At 66.8% G+C, this 18,692-nt stretch carries 20 protein-coding genes; 14 read left to right on the top strand and 6 right to left on the bottom strand.

The genetic code is table 11. The annotated features are described in order from the left end of the window. Positions 1 to 13: 13 nt before the first annotated feature. Positions 14 to 1,144, bottom strand: a complete 1,131-nt coding sequence (locus QTI45_RS06790) for an SLC13 family permease (protein ID WP_286653852.1) — start codon at positions 1,142 to 1,144, stop codon at positions 14 to 16. Beyond that, entirely contained in the window at positions 1,125 to 2,669 is a 1,545-nt protein-coding gene (locus tag QTI45_RS06795) for a class I adenylate-forming enzyme family protein (RefSeq protein ID WP_286653853.1), read from the bottom strand. Before QTI45_RS06795 ends, QTI45_RS06790 begins: the two co-directional genes overlap by 20 nt. Positions 2,670 to 2,841: 172 nt before the next feature. On the opposite strand from QTI45_RS06795, the gene QTI45_RS06800 reads away from it, so the two are divergent. Beyond that, a complete protein-coding gene (locus QTI45_RS06800) occupies positions 2,842 to 3,921 on the top strand; it encodes a hypothetical protein (RefSeq protein ID WP_286653854.1) in 1,080 nt (359 codons plus the stop codon). 59 nt (positions 3,922 to 3,980) lie between these two features. After that, entirely contained in the window at positions 3,981 to 4,550 is a 570-nt protein-coding gene (locus QTI45_RS06805) for a hypothetical protein (protein WP_286653855.1), read from the top strand. A gap of 49 nt (positions 4,551 to 4,599) precedes the next feature. Here QTI45_RS06805 and lipA read toward each other — a convergent pair whose 3' ends face one another. Genes lipA through QTI45_RS06825 form a run of 4 tightly spaced genes read right to left on the bottom strand, consistent with a single transcriptional unit; the run spans position 4,600 to position 7,471 of the window. Next, a complete protein-coding gene (gene lipA / locus QTI45_RS06810; protein WP_286370977.1) occupies positions 4,600 to 5,580 on the bottom strand; it encodes a lipoyl synthase in 981 nt (326 codons plus the stop codon). 18 nt (positions 5,581 to 5,598) lie between these two features. Next, positions 5,599 to 6,279 (bottom strand): lipoyl(octanoyl) transferase LipB, encoded by a 681-nt coding sequence (gene lipB / locus QTI45_RS06815; protein ID WP_286654305.1) that lies wholly within the window; start codon positions 6,277 to 6,279, stop codon positions 5,599 to 5,601. After that, positions 6,276 to 6,569, bottom strand: coding sequence for a YbeD family protein (locus tag QTI45_RS06820; RefSeq protein WP_286653856.1), 294 nt, complete (start codon positions 6,567 to 6,569; stop codon positions 6,276 to 6,278). The genes lipB and QTI45_RS06820 overlap by 4 nt, the downstream gene beginning before the upstream one ends. Then, positions 6,566 to 7,471 (bottom strand): aminotransferase class IV, encoded by a 906-nt coding sequence (locus tag QTI45_RS06825; protein ID WP_286653857.1) that lies wholly within the window; start codon positions 7,469 to 7,471, stop codon positions 6,566 to 6,568. The genes QTI45_RS06820 and QTI45_RS06825 overlap by 4 nt, the downstream gene beginning before the upstream one ends. A 170-nt stretch (positions 7,472 to 7,641) precedes the next feature. Between QTI45_RS06825 and QTI45_RS06830 the strand changes: the two genes are divergently transcribed. The 12 genes from QTI45_RS06830 to QTI45_RS06885 all read left to right on the top strand — a co-directional run bounded on the left by QTI45_RS06830 (position 7,642) and on the right by QTI45_RS06885 (position 18,674). Next, positions 7,642 to 8,130: an ATP synthase subunit I gene (locus QTI45_RS06830; RefSeq protein ID WP_286370980.1), complete on the top strand. Its 489-nt coding sequence runs from the start codon at positions 7,642 to 7,644 to the stop codon at positions 8,128 to 8,130. Between the two features lie 12 nt (positions 8,131 to 8,142). Continuing rightward, the gene (gene atpB / locus QTI45_RS06835; protein WP_286370981.1) at positions 8,143 to 9,000 is read left to right on the top strand and encodes a F0F1 ATP synthase subunit A; all 858 of its coding nucleotides are present in this window, start codon (positions 8,143 to 8,145) and stop codon (positions 8,998 to 9,000) included. Positions 9,001 to 9,054: 54 nt separating this feature from the next. After that, positions 9,055 to 9,318: a F0F1 ATP synthase subunit C gene (gene atpE / locus QTI45_RS06840; protein ID WP_007830191.1), complete on the top strand. Its 264-nt coding sequence runs from the start codon at positions 9,055 to 9,057 to the stop codon at positions 9,316 to 9,318. Between the two features lie 80 nt (positions 9,319 to 9,398). Beyond that, positions 9,399 to 9,869: a F0F1 ATP synthase subunit B gene (locus tag QTI45_RS06845; RefSeq protein ID WP_286370982.1), complete on the top strand. Its 471-nt coding sequence runs from the start codon at positions 9,399 to 9,401 to the stop codon at positions 9,867 to 9,869. Between the two features lie 7 nt (positions 9,870 to 9,876). Continuing rightward, positions 9,877 to 10,407, top strand: coding sequence for a F0F1 ATP synthase subunit delta (locus QTI45_RS06850; RefSeq protein ID WP_286370983.1), 531 nt, complete (start codon positions 9,877 to 9,879; stop codon positions 10,405 to 10,407). Between the two features lie 38 nt (positions 10,408 to 10,445). Further along, positions 10,446 to 11,999 (top strand): F0F1 ATP synthase subunit alpha, encoded by a 1,554-nt coding sequence (gene atpA, locus QTI45_RS06855; RefSeq protein ID WP_286370984.1) that lies wholly within the window; start codon positions 10,446 to 10,448, stop codon positions 11,997 to 11,999. A 24-nt stretch (positions 12,000 to 12,023) separates the two neighbouring features. Further along, positions 12,024 to 12,899, top strand: a complete 876-nt coding sequence (atpG, locus tag QTI45_RS06860; RefSeq protein ID WP_286370985.1) for a F0F1 ATP synthase subunit gamma — start codon at positions 12,024 to 12,026, stop codon at positions 12,897 to 12,899. Between the two features lie 43 nt (positions 12,900 to 12,942). Continuing rightward, a complete protein-coding gene (gene atpD, locus QTI45_RS06865; RefSeq protein ID WP_286370986.1) occupies positions 12,943 to 14,358 on the top strand; it encodes a F0F1 ATP synthase subunit beta in 1,416 nt (471 codons plus the stop codon). Positions 14,359 to 14,367: 9 nt separating this feature from the next. After that, positions 14,368 to 14,787, top strand: a complete 420-nt coding sequence (locus tag QTI45_RS06870) for a F0F1 ATP synthase subunit epsilon (RefSeq protein WP_286653858.1) — start codon at positions 14,368 to 14,370, stop codon at positions 14,785 to 14,787. Between the two features lie 221 nt (positions 14,788 to 15,008). Then, positions 15,009 to 16,178, top strand: coding sequence for an ROK family protein (locus QTI45_RS06875; RefSeq protein WP_286371180.1), 1,170 nt, complete (start codon positions 15,009 to 15,011; stop codon positions 16,176 to 16,178). Beyond that, the gene (locus QTI45_RS06880; protein WP_286653859.1) at positions 16,175 to 17,680 is read left to right on the top strand and encodes a sugar ABC transporter ATP-binding protein; all 1,506 of its coding nucleotides are present in this window, start codon (positions 16,175 to 16,177) and stop codon (positions 17,678 to 17,680) included. The genes QTI45_RS06875 and QTI45_RS06880 overlap by 4 nt, the downstream gene beginning before the upstream one ends. Beyond that, positions 17,649 to 18,674: an ABC transporter permease gene (locus tag QTI45_RS06885; protein ID WP_444813253.1), complete on the top strand. Its 1,026-nt coding sequence runs from the start codon at positions 17,649 to 17,651 to the stop codon at positions 18,672 to 18,674. Before QTI45_RS06880 ends, QTI45_RS06885 begins: the two co-directional genes overlap by 32 nt. Positions 18,675 to 18,692: the final 18 nt, after the last annotated feature.

The following is an 18,692-nucleotide window of genomic DNA, read 5'->3' on the forward strand; positions in this document are numbered from 1 at the left end:
CCGCGGTCCACTGTCACGCCAGCCGCAGCAGCAGCGCCGACGCGCCGCACACCAGCAGGAACGGGATGCTCAGGCGGTGGAACTCGCGCAGTCCGTTCGGCACCTTCGCCAGCCGCAGCGCGATCAGGTTGGCGAGCGAGCCCAGCACGCAGCCGAAGCCGCCGACGCTGACGCCCGCGGCCAGCGCCGGCAGGTCGTGCACGAAGCGGTCGAGCACGATCGTGGCGGGCACGTTGCTGATGACCTGCGACGTGAAGATCGCCGCCAGATAGGCGCGCCAGCCTTCGCCGATCGGCAGGCTGCCGAGCAGGGTCGCCACCGCGGGCAGTTCGGCCAGCTGGCGCAGATCGATGAACATCAGCGCGATGATCGCGAGCAGCGCCCAGTCGACCCCCAGCAGCACCCGCGGGCGCAGCAGCAGGAAGGCGCCGAAGACCACGCCCAGGCCTGCCAGCAACCAGTGGCGGTCGAGCGCGATCACGAAGCCGACGAACAGCAGGCCCGACAGCGCCAGCAGCCGCGGCTGCACCGGCGCCATCTCGCTCGACGGCTTGAGCGCGATCGGGATCCGCGGCACGCCGAGCCAGATCGCAGCGAAGAGCCAGAACAGCATCACCCCCACGGTCGGGCCCATCATGGCCATGAAAGACAGGAAGCTCTCGCCCGAGCGATGCCAGAGGAACAGGTTCTGCGGATTGCCGATCGGCGTCAGCGCCGAGCCGGCGTTGACCGCCAGCGCCTCGATCACCACCAGCCGCGCCAGCGGCAGGTGGGCCTGGGTCGCCAGCACCCGCGTCAGCGGCACCAGCAGGAACAGGCTGACGTCGTTGGTGACCAGCGCCGACAGCACGGCCGCGCTGGCGGCCAGCAGCAGCACCAGGGTGCGCAGGTCGTGGGTGCGTGCCAGCAGCCGCGCTGCGGCGGCCTGCAGCATGCCGCTGCGCTCGACGCCCTGCGTGATGGCCAGGAGGCCGGCCAGCGCCCCGATGGTCTGCCAGTCGACCAGCCGGAGGTAGTCCATCGGTGCCCGCGGCCGGACCAGGGCGAAGAGGATCGCCGCCGCCACCAGCACCCAGAGCAGGCCGTTGCCGCCGCCTTCGTGCGGCGCCCCCTCCGGGGTGGGTTCAGCGCGCGACGAGCTCACGCAGTTCGCGCTTGAGCACCTTGCCGATCGCGCTGCGCGGCAACTCGTCGATGAACTGCAGGCGAGCCAGGCGCTGGGTCTTGCCGAGCTGGTCGTTGGTCCATTGCAGGATCGTGTCGGAGGCGGTGTCGTCGCCGGCGCGGCGGACCACGAAGGCGACCGGCGTCTCGCCCCATTGCTCCGAAGGCACGCCGACCACCGCGACATCGGCCACTGCCGGATGGGCCCGCACCACGGTCTCGAGGTCGCTCGGATAGATGTTGAAGCCGCCGCTGATGATCATGTCCTTCTTGCGGTCGAACAGGGTCAGGAAGCCGTCGTCGTCGAAGCGGCCGACATCGCCGGTGCGGATGAAGCGCTTGCCGCTCGGGTCGAACCATTCGGCCTCGCGCGTCTTGGCGGGCTGGCGGTGGTAGCCGACCATCATGCCGGCCGAGTGCCCGACCACTTCACCCGCTTCGCCGCGCGCCACCTCGCGGCCTTCCTCGTCGATCAGCCGGATGTCGCTGCCCTCGGCCGCCTGGCCGACGGTGTGCAGCTTGTCCGGATGCAGGTGGGCCTCGAGGATGCAGGTGCCGCCGCCTTCGGTCATGCCGTAGAACTCGATCAGGCCGCCGGGCCAGCGCTCGAGCACGTCGGCCTTGAGCGCCGCGTTGAAGGGCGCGCTGGTGCTGAACTTGTACTGGAAGCTCGCGAGATCGTGCGCTCCGAAATCGGGGCGCGCCATCAGGCGCTGGTACTGCACCGGCACCAGCATGGTGTGCGTGACGCGACGGCTTTCGGCGAGCTTCAGATAGGCGGCCGCATCGAACTTCGGCATCAGCAGAACGCAGCCGCCGAAGGCCAGGGTCGGAAAGAACACGACCAGTGTGGTGTTGGAGTAGAGCGGCGTCGACAGCAGGGTGACCGTCTCGGGGCGGTACTCGTACCTGGCGCCGCGCTGCACGTGCGCCCAGCGCATGCCGTGGCCCTGGACGATGCCCTTGGGCTCGCCCGTGGTGCCTGACGAATAGATGATGTTGAAGGGCGACGAGCGCTGCAGCTCGACCGGGGCGGGCCGCACGCCGGCGGCTGCGAGCCAGGCCTCGAAGTCGCCGCCGGCGGCCGAGCCGTCGAGCGCGAGGCGAGGGATGGCGCCCGGCGCCGCCGGACCGATCACCTCGGCCGCCGCCTGGTCGACGAACAGGATGCGTGCGCCCGCGTCCTCGATCATGCGCGCCAGGCTGGCGGGTGTGGAGCCCGGCGCCAGCGGCGCGACCGCGACGCCGGCGCGCAGGGCACCGAGGAACACCGCCGCGTAGTTGACGCTCGATGCGGCGCAGATGGCGATCGCATCGCCGGCCGCCAGGCCGTCGCGCTGCAGGCTGGCCGCGATGCGGTCCATCAGCGCATCGAGCGCGCCGTAGCTCAGTTCATGCGTGGCGTCGGCCAGGGCGGGCCGTTCGGGCGCCTGCTTGGCATGGATGGAGATCAGTTCGGCGATCAGGCCGAAATCGCGCTGGATGGCGGCTTCGAAGTTGCTCATTTTTCGGTGGCTTCAATGGATCAGCAGTGCGGCAAGCGCTGCGCAATCTTACGCGTCGCACCCGTGGAGGGGCGGCGGGTGCGATTGCGACTTTTCTGATTTCCTTGCCTCTCTCCGACCCCTAGCATCCTGCGTTCGGTCGAGTTCATTCAGCTGTTTTTCCAGGAGTTTCATGTCTTCCAAGAAGGTCAGGGTGGTCGTCCAGGGCGGCGACGGCAGGAACGTCGTCCAGGACCTGGCCTTGCATGGCCCAGCCGCCCGGATCAAGGTCCAGTCCAAGGACAAGTACCTGCTCCAGGGCCATGACGATGGGTTCGGGCCCGAAAACGTCACGGCGACCCGGGTCGGCCACGATCTGCACATCGCGCTCGAAGGCGAATCGAGTCCGGGTCTGGTCCTCGAGGGCTACTTCTCCGGGTCGGATGTCGAGGGCCTCTTCGGCAGCGCCGAGGACGGCCAGCTGCACGCCTACGTGCCCACCGATGGCGGCGAGATCTTCGATCTGGCCGAAGGCGAGCCACTGCCGCTGGGCCTGGGCAGCGAATCTCATGGCGCCGGCGCGCCCTATCTGATCGCGGACAGCCAGGACGGCGGCTTCGGCTTCGCGCCGCTGGCGCTGCTCGGCGGGCTGGCGGGGCTCGGCCTGAGCGGGGCTTTCGGTGGCCGCGGCCCCGATGGGGTCGATCTTCCCGCCGGCGAGGCACCGGCGCCGTCGGCGCCGCTGGAACCCGAGGCGGACGCCCCTGCCGCCGAGGACCTCAGCCACCTCGTCACGGAGACCGGCGAATTCGCAGGCCTCGTCTTCGACGTCCAGGCGGGCGACCAGGTGGACGGAGGCTCGGGCGACGATCTGATGAGGATCCGCGCGACCGACTTCGCCCGGCTGGATGGCGGCGGCGGCATCGACATGCTGGTGCTGGATGGCAGCGACATGCATGTCGACCTCTCGGCGCTGGGCTCGAAGGTGCAGCAGATCGAGAAGTTCGACCTCGGTGCGGGCCACAACACGCTGGCGCTGAAGGCGGGCGATGTGCTGGCCAACGGACAGGCCGACATGGTGCTGCAAGACGGCAGGACGCAGATGGTGGTCAACGGCGCGCAAGGAGAGGTGGATCTTCTCGACGGCATGGCCGACGGCTGGAGCAGCCATGGCGCGACCACCGTGGGCGGCGTGACCTACAACGTGTACGCCAACCTGGCAGGCACGGCCGAGCTGCTGGTCGAAGACCGGGTGCAGGTCGCGATCCTGTAGGTGGAACTTCAACCTTCTTGAATCTCGCAGAGGCTCCGTCGAGCTTCCGACGTCTTCTCATGCCATCGAAATCCATTCCTTCTCTCGCGCGCCGGGTCTACGGCCGCCGGTTCCTTGCTTCGGTGCTGTCGCTGCTGTGTCTGGTGGCCGCGCCGGCTGTATCCGCCCGAAGCGGTCCGCGCGACGACGGGCCGGTCTACGTTCCGGTGCCCGCAGTCGCGTCGCACCAAGCCCAGCTGATTCTCTTCCGCGGCGCGGCACCGGATGCCGACGTCGGCAAGCGCGGCCTCGGCGCGCATGTCTACGTGGACGGTGAATTTCATGGTGCCCTGCTGCCCAACGGCTGGACCCGCCTGTGCGTGGCCCCCGGCGACCATTCGATCGAGGCCTACGTGGGCGACGCACCCCTGTACCGGGGCAAGGCGCGGCCGGCGACCCGTGTCAGCCTCGAGGGCGGCAAGACCTATTTCGCGGGCGTCCCGGAGCAAGGCGCGGCGGAGCTCCGGCCCTTCCGTCGCGCCGAAGCCGAGGGGGTGCTGGAGGGCATGCGCGAGCAGCGCCATCTCTTCAGCCGCGCGAGCGCGGTGGTGCCCTGCCAGGACCGGCCTGCATCGGCCTTGCTCCAATGAGTCTGCAGTTCGAGGATCGCGGCGCGAGACCGGACCTTCGTTACTCGCCCTAGACGCCCGCGGCGTGCGCCTGCTGGTCCGCGTGGTAGCTCGAGCGCACCATCGCACCGACCGCCGCGTGGCTGAAGCCCATCTTGTAGGCCTCTTCCTCGAACATCTTGAAGGTGTCGGGATGCACGTAGCGGCGCACCGGCAGGTGGCTGTTGCTGGGCGACAGGTACTGGCCGATGGTCAGCATGTCGATGTCGTGGGCGCGCATGTCGCGCATGACCTGCAGGATCTCTTCGTCGGTCTCGCCGAGGCCGACCATGATGCCGCTCTTGGTCGGCACGTCGGGGTGCAGCGCCTTGAACTTCTTCAGCAGGTTGAGGCTGAACTGGTAGTCGCTGCCCGGCCGCGCTTCCTTGTAGAGGCGCGGCGCGGTCTCCAGGTTGTGGTTCATCACGTCGGGCGGTGCGGCCTTGAGGATCTCGAGCGCGCGGTCGTCGCGGCCGCGGAAGTCGGGCACCAGGATCTCGATCTGCGTCGTCGGCGAGAGCTCGCGGATGTTGCGGATGCAGTCGACGAAATGCTGGCTGCCGCCGTCGCGCAGGTCGTCGCGGTCGACGCTGGTGATCACCACGTACTTGAGGCGCAGCTTGGCGATGGTCTTCGCGAGGTTGAGCGGCTCGTCCTTGTCGAGCGGGTCGGGCCGGCCGTGGCCGACATCGCAGAACGGGCAGCGCCGGGTGCACTTGTCGCCCATGATCATGAAGGTGGCCGTGCCGTTGCCGAAGCACTCGCCGATGTTCGGGCAGGAGGCTTCCTCGCACACCGTGTGCAGGTTGCTCTCGCGCAGGATCTGCTTGATCTCGTAGAAGCGGGTGGTCGGCGAGCCGGCCTTGACCCGGATCCACTCCGGCTTCTTGAGCACTTCGCCCTGCACCACCTTGACCGGGATGCGCGACAGCTTGGCCGCGGCCTTCTGCTTGGCGAGCGGGTTGTATTTTTCGGGGCCTTGGGCGTCGCGGACGACTTCGAGGGTGCTCATGGCTGGTCTTTGGCGGGGTCAGGGCGCGAGGTAGACGCCGAGCTTGTTGCCCAGCACCTGCGCGGCTTCGTCCCAGGTAGTTTGGACCCCGATTGTAGAAAGGTCGACGGTTTCGAGTCCTGCGTAGCCGCAAGGGTTGATTCGCGAGAAGGGTTCCAGGTCCATCGCGACATTGAGCGCCACGCCGTGGTAAGTGCAGTGGCGGCTGACCTTGATGCCCAGCGCGGCGATCTTGCCGAGCCCGCGGAACGGATCGGCCGGGTGCATCGGCCCGGTCAGCGCGGCATGCGAGAACGGGTCGTCCAGGCGCACGTAGATGCCGGGTGCGCCCGGGACCCGATGCCCCGTGACCTCGAAATGCGCCAGCGTGCGGATCACTGCCTCCTCGATCCGGTAGACGTACTCCTTGACGTAATAGCCGGCCCGCCGGAGGTCGAGCAGCGGGTAGGCCACCACCTGGCCGGGCCCGTGGTAGGTCACCTGGCCGCCGCGGTCGGTCTGCACCACCGGGATCGCGCCCGGGTTCAGCACATGGTCGGTCTTGCCGGCCAGGCCCTGGGTGTAGACCGGCGTGTGCTCGCAGACCCAGAGCTGGTCGGGGCTGTCGGGCGTGCGCTCCTGCGTCGCCTGCCGCATGGCGGCGTAGGTCGGCACATAGTCGACGCGGCCGAGCAGCGTCGTCGCGAGCTGGGAGGTCAGAGCACCACTTTCACCATCGGGTGGCTGGACAGCGCCCGGTAGATGTCGTCGAGCTGTTCGCGGCTGGTGGCCGTGACCGTGATGGTCACGCCGAGGTAGTTGCCGGCCTTGCTGTTGCGCAGCTCGATCGTCGTGGCGTCGAACACCGGGTCGAACTGCTCGGCGATCTGCGTCACGGCGTGCACGAAGCCGTCGGCCTTCGCGCCCATCACCTTGATCGGGAACTTGGAGGGGTATTCGATCAGCGATTCCTTGCGGGCGTCGAGCGGGGTGTCGGGTGCGGTGGTCATGCGGTTGCTCCTTGTTCCTGGGTGCTGCGGGCCAAGGCCCGCTGGTAGCCGGCGTAGAGTGCCTGGTAGATCGGGCCGGGCCTGCCGGTGCCGATGGCGCGGCCGTCGAGCGTCACCACCGGCAGCACTTCCTTGCTGGCGGAAGACAGCAGCAGCTCGTCGGCGCCGAAGACCTCGTCGCGCGCGATGCGGCGCAGCGTGAAGGGGATGCCGGCGTCGGCGCAGAGGCGCTCGATCAGGCCGTAGCGGATGCCGGCCAGCACCAGGTGGTCCCTGGGCGGGCCGCTGACGATGCCGTCCTTCACCACCCAGACGTTGCTGGAGGAGGCTTCGCTGAGCCCCTCGTCGCGGAACATGATGGTCTCCGCGACGCGCGCCTCGACGCTGATCTGCCGCGCGAGCACGGCCCCGAGCAGGCTGGTGGCCTTGATGTGGGCCTTCTGCCAGCGGAAGTCGGGTGCGCTCACGCAGGCGACGCCCTGGGCGCGCGCCGAGTCGGCCACCGGCTTCATGGGATTGAGCATCACGAACACCGTGGGCGCGAGGCCCTTCGGCATCGCATGGTCGCGCGGCGCCACGCCGCGCGTCACCTGGATGTAGAGCCCCTGCATGCCCGCCCGCTGGGCCTCGGGCGCGGCATCGATCAGGTGCCGGGCGATCGCGCGCCATTGCGCGGTCGACAGCGGATTGCGGATCTGGAGTTCGGCCAGCGAGCGCTCGAGCCGCGCCATGTGCTCGTCGAAGCAAAAAGGCCAACCGCCATAGATCGGCACCATTTCATAGATGCCGTCGCCGAAGATGAAGCCGCGATCGAGCACGCTGACCTTGGCGTCGCGCAGCGGCGTGTAGCTGCCGTCGAGGTAGCAGAGGGCGTCGGGAAGGGCGTCGGCGATGGGGTGCATGAAGGAATTATGGTGGGGGCGCAACGGCCTTTCCCAAGCGGGGACTAGCATCATCGAGCCGGGCCGGGGAACTTTTCCTCCTCCGCCGTACGGGCTGGCGGAACGCCATGGGTTTTTACTTATAATCAATGGCTTTGTAGAAATTCTGGGTCATCCGGGCTTCATTCGAAATGAAAACAATCGCCCGTCATGGATCGAGTGAAGTCCCTGAGGACATCGCTGGCCCGGAAGACGACTTCAAGCCGCTGACAGCCGAGGAGGCCCAGCGGCTGCGCGAGCTGAAGCCGCTGATCTCGCCCTGGCGGGTGATCGCGGTTCAGGTCGTTGGGGGGCTGCTGGTGGCATTGGCCGCCTGGGGCCTGACAGGGAGGCAAAATCTGGGATGGTCGGCCGGATACGGTGCGCTCGCGGTGGTCATTCCCTCCGCGGTGTTCGCACGGGGCTTGACCGGACGCTTTGCGTCCCTGAATCCGGGCACTGCGGTGTTCGGGTTCTTCTTGTGGGAAATGGTCAAGATGGCCTTGACGGTGGCGATGCTGATCGCCGCGCCAAGGCTGATTACGGCGCTGAGCTGGCCGGCGATGCTGATCGGCTTGGTGGTGACAATGAAGGCGGCTTGGGTGGCGGTGATGCTGGCCCCCAAGCGCCTGAAACTTTGAGACGAGTAACGGATGGCTGCTGAAAACGCTGCGGAACACGGAATGACCGCTGGTGAATACATCGTTCACCACTTGACGCACCTGCAAAGCTCCAAGCCTGGAGGTGTGGCCGATCTCTCCGTCTTCAACTTCGATTCGCTCATTTTCTCGATCGCGCTCGGCGTGTTCGGCTGCTGGCTCCTCTGGCTGGCCGCCCGCAAGGCCACCTCGGGCGTTCCGGGGCGCTTCCAGGCGGCGGTCGAAATCCTGGTCGAAGTCGTCGATCAGCAGGCCAAGGGCATCGTCCACAACGCCGAGAGCCGCAAGTTCGTGGCCCCGCTCGCGCTGACGATCTTCCTGTGGATCTTCCTGCTCAATGCCATGGACTTGCTGCCGGTCGACCTGCTGCCCGCCATCTGGGGCCAGATCCACGGCGATCCGCACCACGCCTACCTGCGTGTCGTTCCGACGGCCGACCTCTCGGTGGCGATGGGCTTCTCGGTCACGGTGCTGCTGATCTGCATCTACTACAACATCAAGATCAAGGGCCTGGGCGGCTGGGTGCACGAGCTCTTCACCGCGCCCTTCGGCAACCACTGGGCGCTGTACCCCTTCAACTTCGCCATGCAGATGATCGAGTTCGTCGCCAAGACGGTCTCGCACGGCATGCGGCTGTTCGGCAACATGTATGCCGGCGAACTGATCTTCCTGCTGATCGCCCTGATGGGCGGCGCATGGACGCTGTCCGCCACCGGCATCTTCCTGGCGCTCGGCCACATCATCGCGGGCACGGCCTGGGCCATCTTCCACATCCTGATCATCACGCTGCAAGCCTTCGTGTTCATGATGTTGACGCTGGTCTATGTCGGCCAGGCGCACGATCACCACTGATCGGCTGTTTTCGTTTTTCTTTTTCTCTTCAACCAAAGTCCTCTAGGAGTCATCATGGAAGTTATCAGCTTTGTCGCACTGGCCGCCGGCCTGATCATCGGTCTGGGCGCTGTCGGCGCATGTATCGGCATCGGCATCATGGGCAGCAAGTACCTCGAATCGGCTGCACGCCAACCCGAGCTGATGGGCGAACTGCAAACCAAGATGTTCCTGCTGGCTGGTCTGATCGACGCCGCGTTCATTATCGGTACCGGTATCGCGCTGTGGTTCGCAACGGCCAACCCCTTCCTCGCGCAAATCGCCAACCTGCCGAAGTAATCGGGTTCAGGCTTTCTCGTCGAACCCATGTCGTTCCGCGTTGAATGGCCTCGGATTCATTCCCAAAGAGAGGGTGAAAAGTGAGCATTACCGGTACCCTGATCATCCAGATGATCGTGTTCCTGATTCTTGTCGGGTTCACGATGAAGTTTGTGTGGCCGCCGATCGCGAAGGCGCTGGACGATCGTGCCCAGAAGATCGCCGAGGGCCTCGCAGCCGCCGACCGCGCCAAGAGCGAACTGTCCGCCGCCAACAAGCGCGTGGAAGTCGAACTCGGCCAGGCGCGCAACGAGTCCGCCCAGCGTCTTGCCGATGCCGAACGTCGTGCGCAGGCCATCGTTGAAGAGGCCAAGGGCCGCGCCACGGAAGAAGGCAACAAGATCGTTGCGGCCGCCCGTGCCGAAGCCGAGCAGCAAGCCGTGAAGGCGCGCGAGGCACTGCGCGAGCAAGTCGCCGCGCTGGCCGTCAAGGGCGCCGAGCAGATCCTGCGCAAGGAAGTGAATCCGGCCGTCCACGCCGATTTGCTGGCCCGCCTGCAGACCGAACTCTGATCACGCCATGGCCGAACTCGCCACCATCGCACGTCCCTACGCCGAAGCGCTGTTCAAGGCGTCGTCGTCCGACCTCGCCGGCACCGGCGCCTGGCTGGACAACGTCGCCGTCATCGCCGGCAGTCCCGATCTGCTGCAGTTCGCGGACAACCCCAAGGCCACGCCCGAGCAGGTGCTCGGGGTTGTCGCCGCCGCGCACGGTTCGCCGCTGCCGCCTGCGGCGAACAACTTCCTGATGGCGCTGCTCGAGAACGGGCGCTTCACCGCGCTGCCCGAGATCGCCAGGCAGTTCCGCGTGCTGGCCAGCGCGCAGAGCGGCACGTCGGATGCCGTGGTGTACAGCGCCTTCCCGATCGACGGCGCCGCCCTGGGCAACATCTCCGCCGCGCTCGAAAAGCGTTTCGGCCGCAAGCTGCAGTTCACGGTCCAACAGGACCCGTCGCTGATCGGCGGCATTCGTGTGGTGGTCGGTGACGAAGTGCTCGACACCTCCGTCAAAGCGCGCCTTGAACAAATGAAAGTTGCGCTGGCAGCCTGAAGGCCGCCAGCCCCTTACAAAGAAAGAAGGAAAGAGTCATGCAACTCAATCCCGCAGAAATTTCCGAACTGATCAAGAGCCGCATCGAGGGCCTTGGCGTCAGCGCGAACATCCGCAACGAAGGCACCGTGGTGTCGGTGACCGACGGCATCGTGCGCGTGCACGGCCTGTCGGACGCGATGCAGGGCGAAATGCTCGAGTTCCCGCCGTCGGCTGACGGCACGCCGTCGTTCGGCCTGGCGCTGAACCTCGAGCGCGACTCGGTCGGCGCCGTGATTCTGGGCGAGTACGAGCACATCTCCGAAGGCGACACCGTCAAGTGCACGGGCCGCATTCTCGAAGTGCCGGTGGGCCCCGAACTGATCGGCCGCGTGGTGAATGCACTGGGCCAGCCGATCGACGGCAAGGGTCCGGTCAACGCCAAGATGACCGACGTGATCGAAAAGGTCGCCCCGGGCGTGATCGCCCGCAAGTCGGTCGACCAGCCCATGCAGACCGGCCTGAAGTCCATCGACTCGATGGTGCCGATCGGCCGCGGCCAGCGCGAGCTGATCATCGGCGACCGCCAGACCGGCAAGACCGCCGTGGCGATCGACGCGATCATCAACCAGAAGGGTCAGAACATGACCTGCGTCTACGTCGCGATCGGCCAGAAGGCTTCGTCGATCAAGAACGTGGTGCGCGCTCTGGAACAAGCCGGCGCGATGGAATACACCATCGTGGTCGCCGCCTCCGCTTCGGAATCGGCCGCCATGCAATACGTCAGCGCCTACTCGGGCTGCACGATGGGCGAATACTTCCGCGACCGCGGCCAGGATGCGCTGATCGTCTATGACGACCTGTCCAAGCAAGCCGTGGCCTATCGCCAGGTCTCGCTGCTGCTGCGCCGCCCGCCAGGCCGCGAAGCCTACCCCGGCGACGTGTTCTATCTCCACAGCCGCCTGCTCGAGCGCGCAGCCCGCGTGAACGCCGACTACGTCGAAGCCTTCACCAAGGGTGAAGTCAAGGGCAAGACCGGCTCGCTGACCGCGCTGCCGATCATCGAGACGCAGGCCGGCGACGTGTCGGCTTTCGTTCCGACCAACGTGATCTCGATCACCGACGGCCAGATCTTCCTGGAAACCAACCTGTTCAACGCCGGCATCCGTCCCGCCATCAACGCCGGTATCTCGGTGTCGCGCGTGGGTTCGTCGGCGCAGACCAAGGTCATCAAGGGCCTGTCCGGCGGTATCCGTACCGACCTGGCGCAGTACCGTGAACTGGCTGCGTTCGCGCAGTTCGCCTCCGACCTCGACGAAGCGACCCGCAAGCAGCTCGACCGCGGCGCCCGCGTGACCGAACTGCTCAAGCAGGCCCAGTACAGCCCGCTGCCCATCTCGCTGATGGGTGCCACGCTGTTCGCGGTCAACAAGGGTTTCATGGACGACATCGAGATCAAGAAGATCCTGCCCTTCGAGCACGGCCTGCACCAGTTCCTGAAGTCCAGCCATGGTCCGCTGCTCGACAAGATCGAGCAGTCCAAGGCCCTCGACAAGGATTCGGAAGCCGAACTGAACACGGCAATCGCCGCGTTCAAGAAGTCGTTCGCCTGATCGACGACCAAGGAAGGAACGCTCATGGCAGCTGGTAAGGAAATCCGCGGCAAGATCAAATCGGTGGAGAACACCAAGAAGATCACCAAGGCCATGGAAATGGTCTCGGTTTCCAAGATGCGCAAGGCGCAGGAACGCATGCGCGCGGCCCGCCCCTACAGCGAGAAGATCCGCGACATCGCGGCCAACCTCGGCCAGGCGAACCCGGAGTACACGCACGCGTTCATGAAGTCGAACGAGGCCAAGGGCGTCGGGTTCATCGTCGTGACCAGCGACAAGGGCCTGTGCGGCGGCTTGAACACCAACCTGCTGCGCGCCGTGACGATCAAGTTGCGCGAGGCGCAGACCGCCGGCAAGACGATCGAATCGGTCGCCATCGGCAGCAAGGGTCTGGGCTTCCTGAATCGCATCGGCGCCCGCGTGGTGTCGCACGTGACCCAACTGGGCGACACGCCGCACCTCGACAAGCTCATCGGCCCGGTGAAGACCCTGCTCGACGCCTATGCCGACGGCAAGATCTCGGCCGTGCATCTCTGCTACACCAAGTTCATCAACACCATCAAGCAAGAGCCGGTGGTCGAGCAGCTGCTGCCTCTGGCGGCCGAAACGCTCCGCACCGAATCGGGCCATCACTCGTGGGACTACATCTACGAGCCGGATGCGCAGAGCGTGATCGATGAACTGCTGGTGCGCTATGTCGAATCGCTGGTGTACCAGGCAGTGGCCGAGAACATGGCGTCCGAGCACTCGGCGCGGATGGTGGCCATGAAGGCCGCGACCGACAACGCGGGCAACGTGATCGACGAACTCAAGCTGGTCTACAACAAGACCCGCCAGGCAGGCATCACCAAAGAGCTGTCGGAAATCGTCTCGGGCGCCGCGGCGGCCGCCGGCGTCTGAGCCTTTCGGCCCTCAACAGATTTAAATTTTTACCGGAGCAGACATGGCTCAAGCAGAAGCAGTTCAAGGCAAGATCGTTCAATGTATCGGCGCCGTGGTCGACGTGGAATTCCCGCGCGACAAGATGCCGAAGATCTACGACGCCCTCAAGTTCGAAGGCAGCGCGCTGACCCTCGAAGTTCAGCAGCAGCTCGGCGACGGCGTGGTCCGCACGATTGCGCTGGGTTCTTCCGACGGCCTGCGCCGCGGCCTGATCGTGACCAACACCGCAGCCCCGATCACCGTGCCCGTGGGCAAGGCGACGCTGGGCCGCATCATGGACGTGCTGGGCGCGCCGATCGACGAGCGCGGCCCGGTCGACCAGACCCTGACCGCCTCGATCCACCGCAAGGCCCCGGCCTACGACGAACTCTCGCCCTCGCAAGACCTGCTTGAAACCGGCATCAAGGTGATCGACCTGGTGTGCCCGTTCGCCAAGGGCGGCAAGGTGGGCCTGTTCGGCGGCGCCGGCGTCGGCAAGACCGTGAACATGATGGAGCTCATCAACAACATCGCCAAGGCGCACTCGGGCCTGTCCGTGTTCGCCGGCGTCGGTGAGCGCACCCGCGAAGGCAACGACTTCTATCACGAGATGGCCGACTCCGGCGTCGTGAACCTGGAGAACCTCGGCGAGTCGAAGGTGGCCATGGTCTACGGCCAGATGAACGAGCCCCCGGGCAACCGTCTGCGCGTGGCGCTGACCGGCCTGACCATCGCCGAGTCGTTCCGCGACGAAGGCCGCGACGTGCTGTTCTTCGTCGACAACATCTACCGCTACACGCTGGCCGGCACCGAAGTGTCGGCACTGCTGGGCCGCATGCCTTCCGCCGTGGGCTACCAGCCGACGCTGGCCGAGGAAATGGGCCGCCTGCAAGAGCGGATCACCTCGACCAAGGTCGGCTCGATCACCTCGATCCAGGCCGTGTACGTGCCGGCCGACGACTTGACCGACCCGTCGCCCGCCACCACCTTCGCCCACTTGGACTCCACCGTGGTGCTGTCGCGCGACATCGCCTCGCTCGGTATCTACCCGGCCGTGGACCCGCTGGACTCGACCTCGCGCCAGCTCGACCCGAACGTGGTCGGCGAAGAGCACTACAACGTGGCCCGCGCCGTGCAAGGCACGCTGCAGCGCTACAAGGAACTGCGCGACATCATCGCCATCCTGGGCATGGACGAACTGGCACCCGAAGACAAGCTGGCCGTGGCCCGCGCCCGGAAGATCCAGCGCTTCCTGTCGCAGCCCTTCCACGTCGCCGAAGTGTTCACCGGTTCGCCCGGCAAGTACGTGCCGCTGGCCGAGACCATCCGCGGCTTCAAGATGATCGTGAACGGCGAAGCCGACCACCTGCCGGAACAAGCGTTCTACATGGTGGGCGGCATCGACGAAGCGTTCGAAAAGGCCAAGAAGGTCGCTTAAGGAATCCCCATGGCAGGCACCATTCACGTCAACGTGGTCAGCGCCGAGGAGTCGATCTTCTCGGGCGAGGCCAAGTTCGTTGCTCTGCCCGGTGAAGCCGGCGAGCTCGGCATCTACCCGCGCCACACGCCGCTGATCACGCGCATCCGCCCCGGCGCGGTGCGCATCGAGACGGCCGACGGCGGCGAGGAATTCGTCTTCGTGGCCGGCGGCATCCTCGAGGTGCAGCCCACCACCGTGACCGTCCTGTCGGACACCGCGATCCGCGGCAAGGACCTGGACGACGAGAAGGCCAACGCCGCCAAGGCCGCGGCCGAAGAAGCGCTCAAGAGCGCCAGGACCGACATCGACATCGCGATGGCGCAGTCGGAACTCGCGGTCATGGCCGCACAGCTGGCTGCACTGCGCAAGTACCGCCAGAAGAAGTAAGCGCCCCGGCGCTTCGCGATCAAAGGCCGCCTTCGGGCGGCTTTTTCTTTTTCTGAATCTGCGCGGACGAGCTTTGGCCTTTATTTGGCCGAAGTTAAGACTTGTTCGGCTGAAGCCTCGCCTCTAGTATTCGCTTCGCTGCCGGCCCGAGGGCTGGCGGCACCGAAGAACGAGACGGAGACAAGCGCTTGGCCCCCTGGAGCCGATTGACCGCGGACGAGATGCAATTGCTGGAGACCACCTTCTGGTCGGCCGGCGGCTCTCGCCATGGCATGGCCGAACAGCTCGGATTCTCCAAGAGCAAGGCCAATGCCTTGATCGCGGGCCTGGTCGAGCAGGGCCTGCTGGCCGAAGCCGGCCTGCAGCGTTCCTCGGGCGGCCGCCGGCCCGAAAACCTCCAGCTGCATGCCGGCCTCGGCGTGGTGGTGGGCATCGACATCGGCGCCACCAGCGTCGACGTCGCGGTGCTGGGCCCGGACCTCGCCGTGCTGGCCCATCACGCGGAAGCCGCCGACGTGCGAGAAGGCCCGGGGGTCGTGCTGGCCCGCGTCCGGGTGCTGGTGCGCGAGCTGCTGGCGCGCGCCGGCTTCGCCGCCCGCCAGGTGATCGGCATCGGGATCGGCGTGCCCGGGCCGGTCAATTTCGAGATCGGCCAGCTGGTGAACCCGCCGCTGATGCCGGCCTGGGACAGCTTCTCGATCCGCGACTACCTGCGGGAAGACTACGCAGCGCCGGTGTTCGTCGACAACGACGTCAATCTGATGGCGCTGGGCGAGCTCTGGCGCCTCCGGCGCTCGCTCTCGAACTTCCTCGTGATCAAGGTCGGCACCGGCATCGGTTGCGGCATCGTCTGCCATGGCGAGGTCTATCGCGGCGCCGCCGGTTCGGCCGGCGACGTCGGCCACATCTGTGTCGACCAGGAAGGCCCGCGCTGCCATTGCGGCAACCTCGGCTGCGTCGAGGTGATGGCGGCCGGCCCGGCCATCACCCGGATGGCAATGCAGGCGGCCGAGGCCGGCGAGAGCGCCGCGCTGGCGGAATGCCTGCGCAGCAACGGCCGCATCGAGGCCATCGACGTCGGCGAGGCCAGCCGTGCCGGCGACGCCTCGGCCAACGCGATCGTGCAGCGCGCCGGCAGCCTGATCGGGCAGATGCTGGCCTCGATCGTCAACTTCTTCAATCCGTCGCACGTCTTCATCGGCGGCGGCATCACGCGCATCGGGCCGCTGTTCCTGGCCGCGGTGCGGCAGAGCGTCTACCAGCGTTCGCTGGCGCTGTCGACGCGGCACCTGGAGATCCAGTACACGCCGCTTGGGGCGCAGGCCGGGCTGATCGGCGCCGGCGTGCTGGCGATGCACGAGACGCTCAAGGTGCGCGGGGTGGCGCCATGACGAAAAGGCCTGTGGCGGTCGACTTCGACCATGTGGTGAAGGCCTTCGGCCCGGTGCAGGTGCTGCATGGCGTGAGCTTCTCGCTGGCGCCCGGGCGCGTCTACGGCCTGCTCGGCGAGAACGGCGCCGGCAAGTCGACGCTGATGAAGATCCTCGCCGGCTACGAATCGCTGACCGGCGGCAGCCTGCGGGTGAACGGGGAAGTGCGGCAGTTCGCGAGTTCGCGCGATGCCGAGGCGCTGGGCATCGTGCTGATCCACCAGGAGTTCAACCTCGCCGAAGACCTCAGCGTGGCGCAGAACATCTTCCTCGGCCACGAGAAGAAGAAGGGCTGGCTGCTCGACGATGCCGCGATGGAGCGCGATGCCGCCACTGCGCTGGCGCAGGTCGGGCTCGACATCGACCCGACCACCAAGGTGCGCCGGCTGATCGTGGCCGAGAAGCAGCTGGTCGAGATCGCCAAGGCGATCTCGCGCCATGCGCGGCTGTTGATCATGGACGAGCCGACCGCGACCCTCACGCCCGGCGAGACCGAGCGGCTGTTCCGGCTGATCGCGCAGCTGCGTGCCGATGGCGTGACCATCGTCTACATCTCGCACAAGCTGGACGAGGTCGAGGAGGTGACCGACGAAGTGATCGTGATGCGAGACGGGCGCTTCGTGACCCGGGCGCTGACCTCCGAAGTGACGCGCCACCAGATGGCGAACCTGATGGTCGGTCGCGAACTCGCCGACCTCTATCCGCCGCGCGACGTGGTCGTCACCGCAAGCGCGCCGGCGATGCGCGTGCGCGACTTCGTGGTGCCGGGCTGGGCGCAGAACGCGAGCTTCGAAGTGCGGCCGGGCGAGATCCTCGGCTTTGCAGGCCTCGTGGGTGCGGGGCGCACAGAGCTCTTCGAGGGCCTGCTGGGCCTGCGGCCCGGGACCGGCATGGTCGAGATCGAAGGCCGGACGCTTGCCTTTCGCAATCCGCGCGAGGCCGCGAAGCACGGCCTGACCTACCTGAGCGAGGACCGCAAGGGCAAGGGCCTGCACGTCAACTTCGGCCTGCGCCAGAACCTCACCCTGATGGCGCTCGAACGCTATGCGCAGCCCTGGCTCAAGCCCGAGGCCGAGCGCGCCGCGCTGGCCGAGGCGGTGAAGGACTACGGCATCCGCACCGGCGACCTCGATGCGCGTGCGTCCTCGCTGTCGGGCGGCAACCAGCAGAAGCTCGCGCTGGCCAAGGTGCTGCAGCCGCAGCCCAAGGTGGTGGTGCTCGACGAGCCCACGCGCGGGGTCGACGTCGGCGCCAAGCGCGACATCTATTTCCTGATCCAGCGGCTGGCCCGGCAGGGGCTGGCCGTGATCGTCGTCTCGTCCGAGCTGATGGAACTGATCGGCCTGTGCCACCGCGTCGCGGTGATGCGCGCGGGCCGCATCGTGACCACGCTCGATGCGGAGCACCTGACCGAGGAGGAGCTCATCGCCCATGCCACCGGAACCGCCAATGTCCACGCCTGAGACCCCCGCAGCAACCCACCGTGGCGAATCCCGGCCCAGCTGGACCGAACGCCTGCACGGCTTCGGCCCGGTCATCGGCCTGGTGCTGCTGTGCATCGCCGGCACCTTGCTGAATGGCGATTTCGCCACGCTCGACAACGCCATGAACGTGCTCACGCGCACCGCCTTCATCGGCATCATCGCGGTCGGCATGTGCTTCGTGATCATCTCGGGCGGCATCGACCTGTCGGTCGGCTCGATGGCGGCGCTGATCGCCGGCTGCGTGATCATGTTCATCAATGCGATGGGCCCGGCGCTCGGCTCGCCGCTGCTCGCCGTGGTGCTCGGCGCCGTGCTGGCGGTGGTGCTGGGCGCCGTGTTCGGACTGGCGCACGGCCTCCTGATCACCAAGGGGCGCATCGAGCCCTTCATCGTGACGCTCGGCACGCTGGGCATCTTCCGCGCCTACCTGACCTACTTCGCCGACGGCGGCGCGCTCACGCTCGACAACGAGCTGTCGGACCTCTATGCGCCGGTGTACTACGCGAGCCTCGCGGGCATCCCGGTGCCGGTGTGGGTGTTCATGGTGGTCGCCGTGATCGGCGGCCTGATCCTCAACCGCACCGCCTACGGGCGCTACGTGCAGGCGATCGGCTCGAACGAGCAGGTGGCGCGCTATGCGGCGGTCGGCGTCGACAACGTGAAGATCATGACCTACGTGCTGCTCGGCGTGTGCGTGGGCATCGCGACCCTGCTCTACGTGCCGCGACTGGGTTCGGCATCGCCGACCACCGGCCTCTTGTGGGAGCTCGAGGCGATCGCCGCGGTGATCGTCGGCGGCACCGCGCTGAAGGGCGGCGCCGGCAGCATCACCGGCACCGTGATCGGCGCCGTCCTGCTCTCGGTGATCAGCAACATCCTGAACCTCACCAGCATCATCAGCGTGTACCTGAACGCCGCGGTGCAGGGCATCGTGATCATCGTCGTGGCCTTCCTGCAGCGCGGCAAGCGCTAGGCCGCGCGCTCTTTTCCC

Origin of the sequence: Variovorax saccharolyticus (assembly GCF_030316765.1) — a bacterium.
Taxonomy (GTDB): Bacteria; Pseudomonadota; Gammaproteobacteria; order Burkholderiales; family Burkholderiaceae_C; genus Variovorax; species Variovorax saccharolyticus.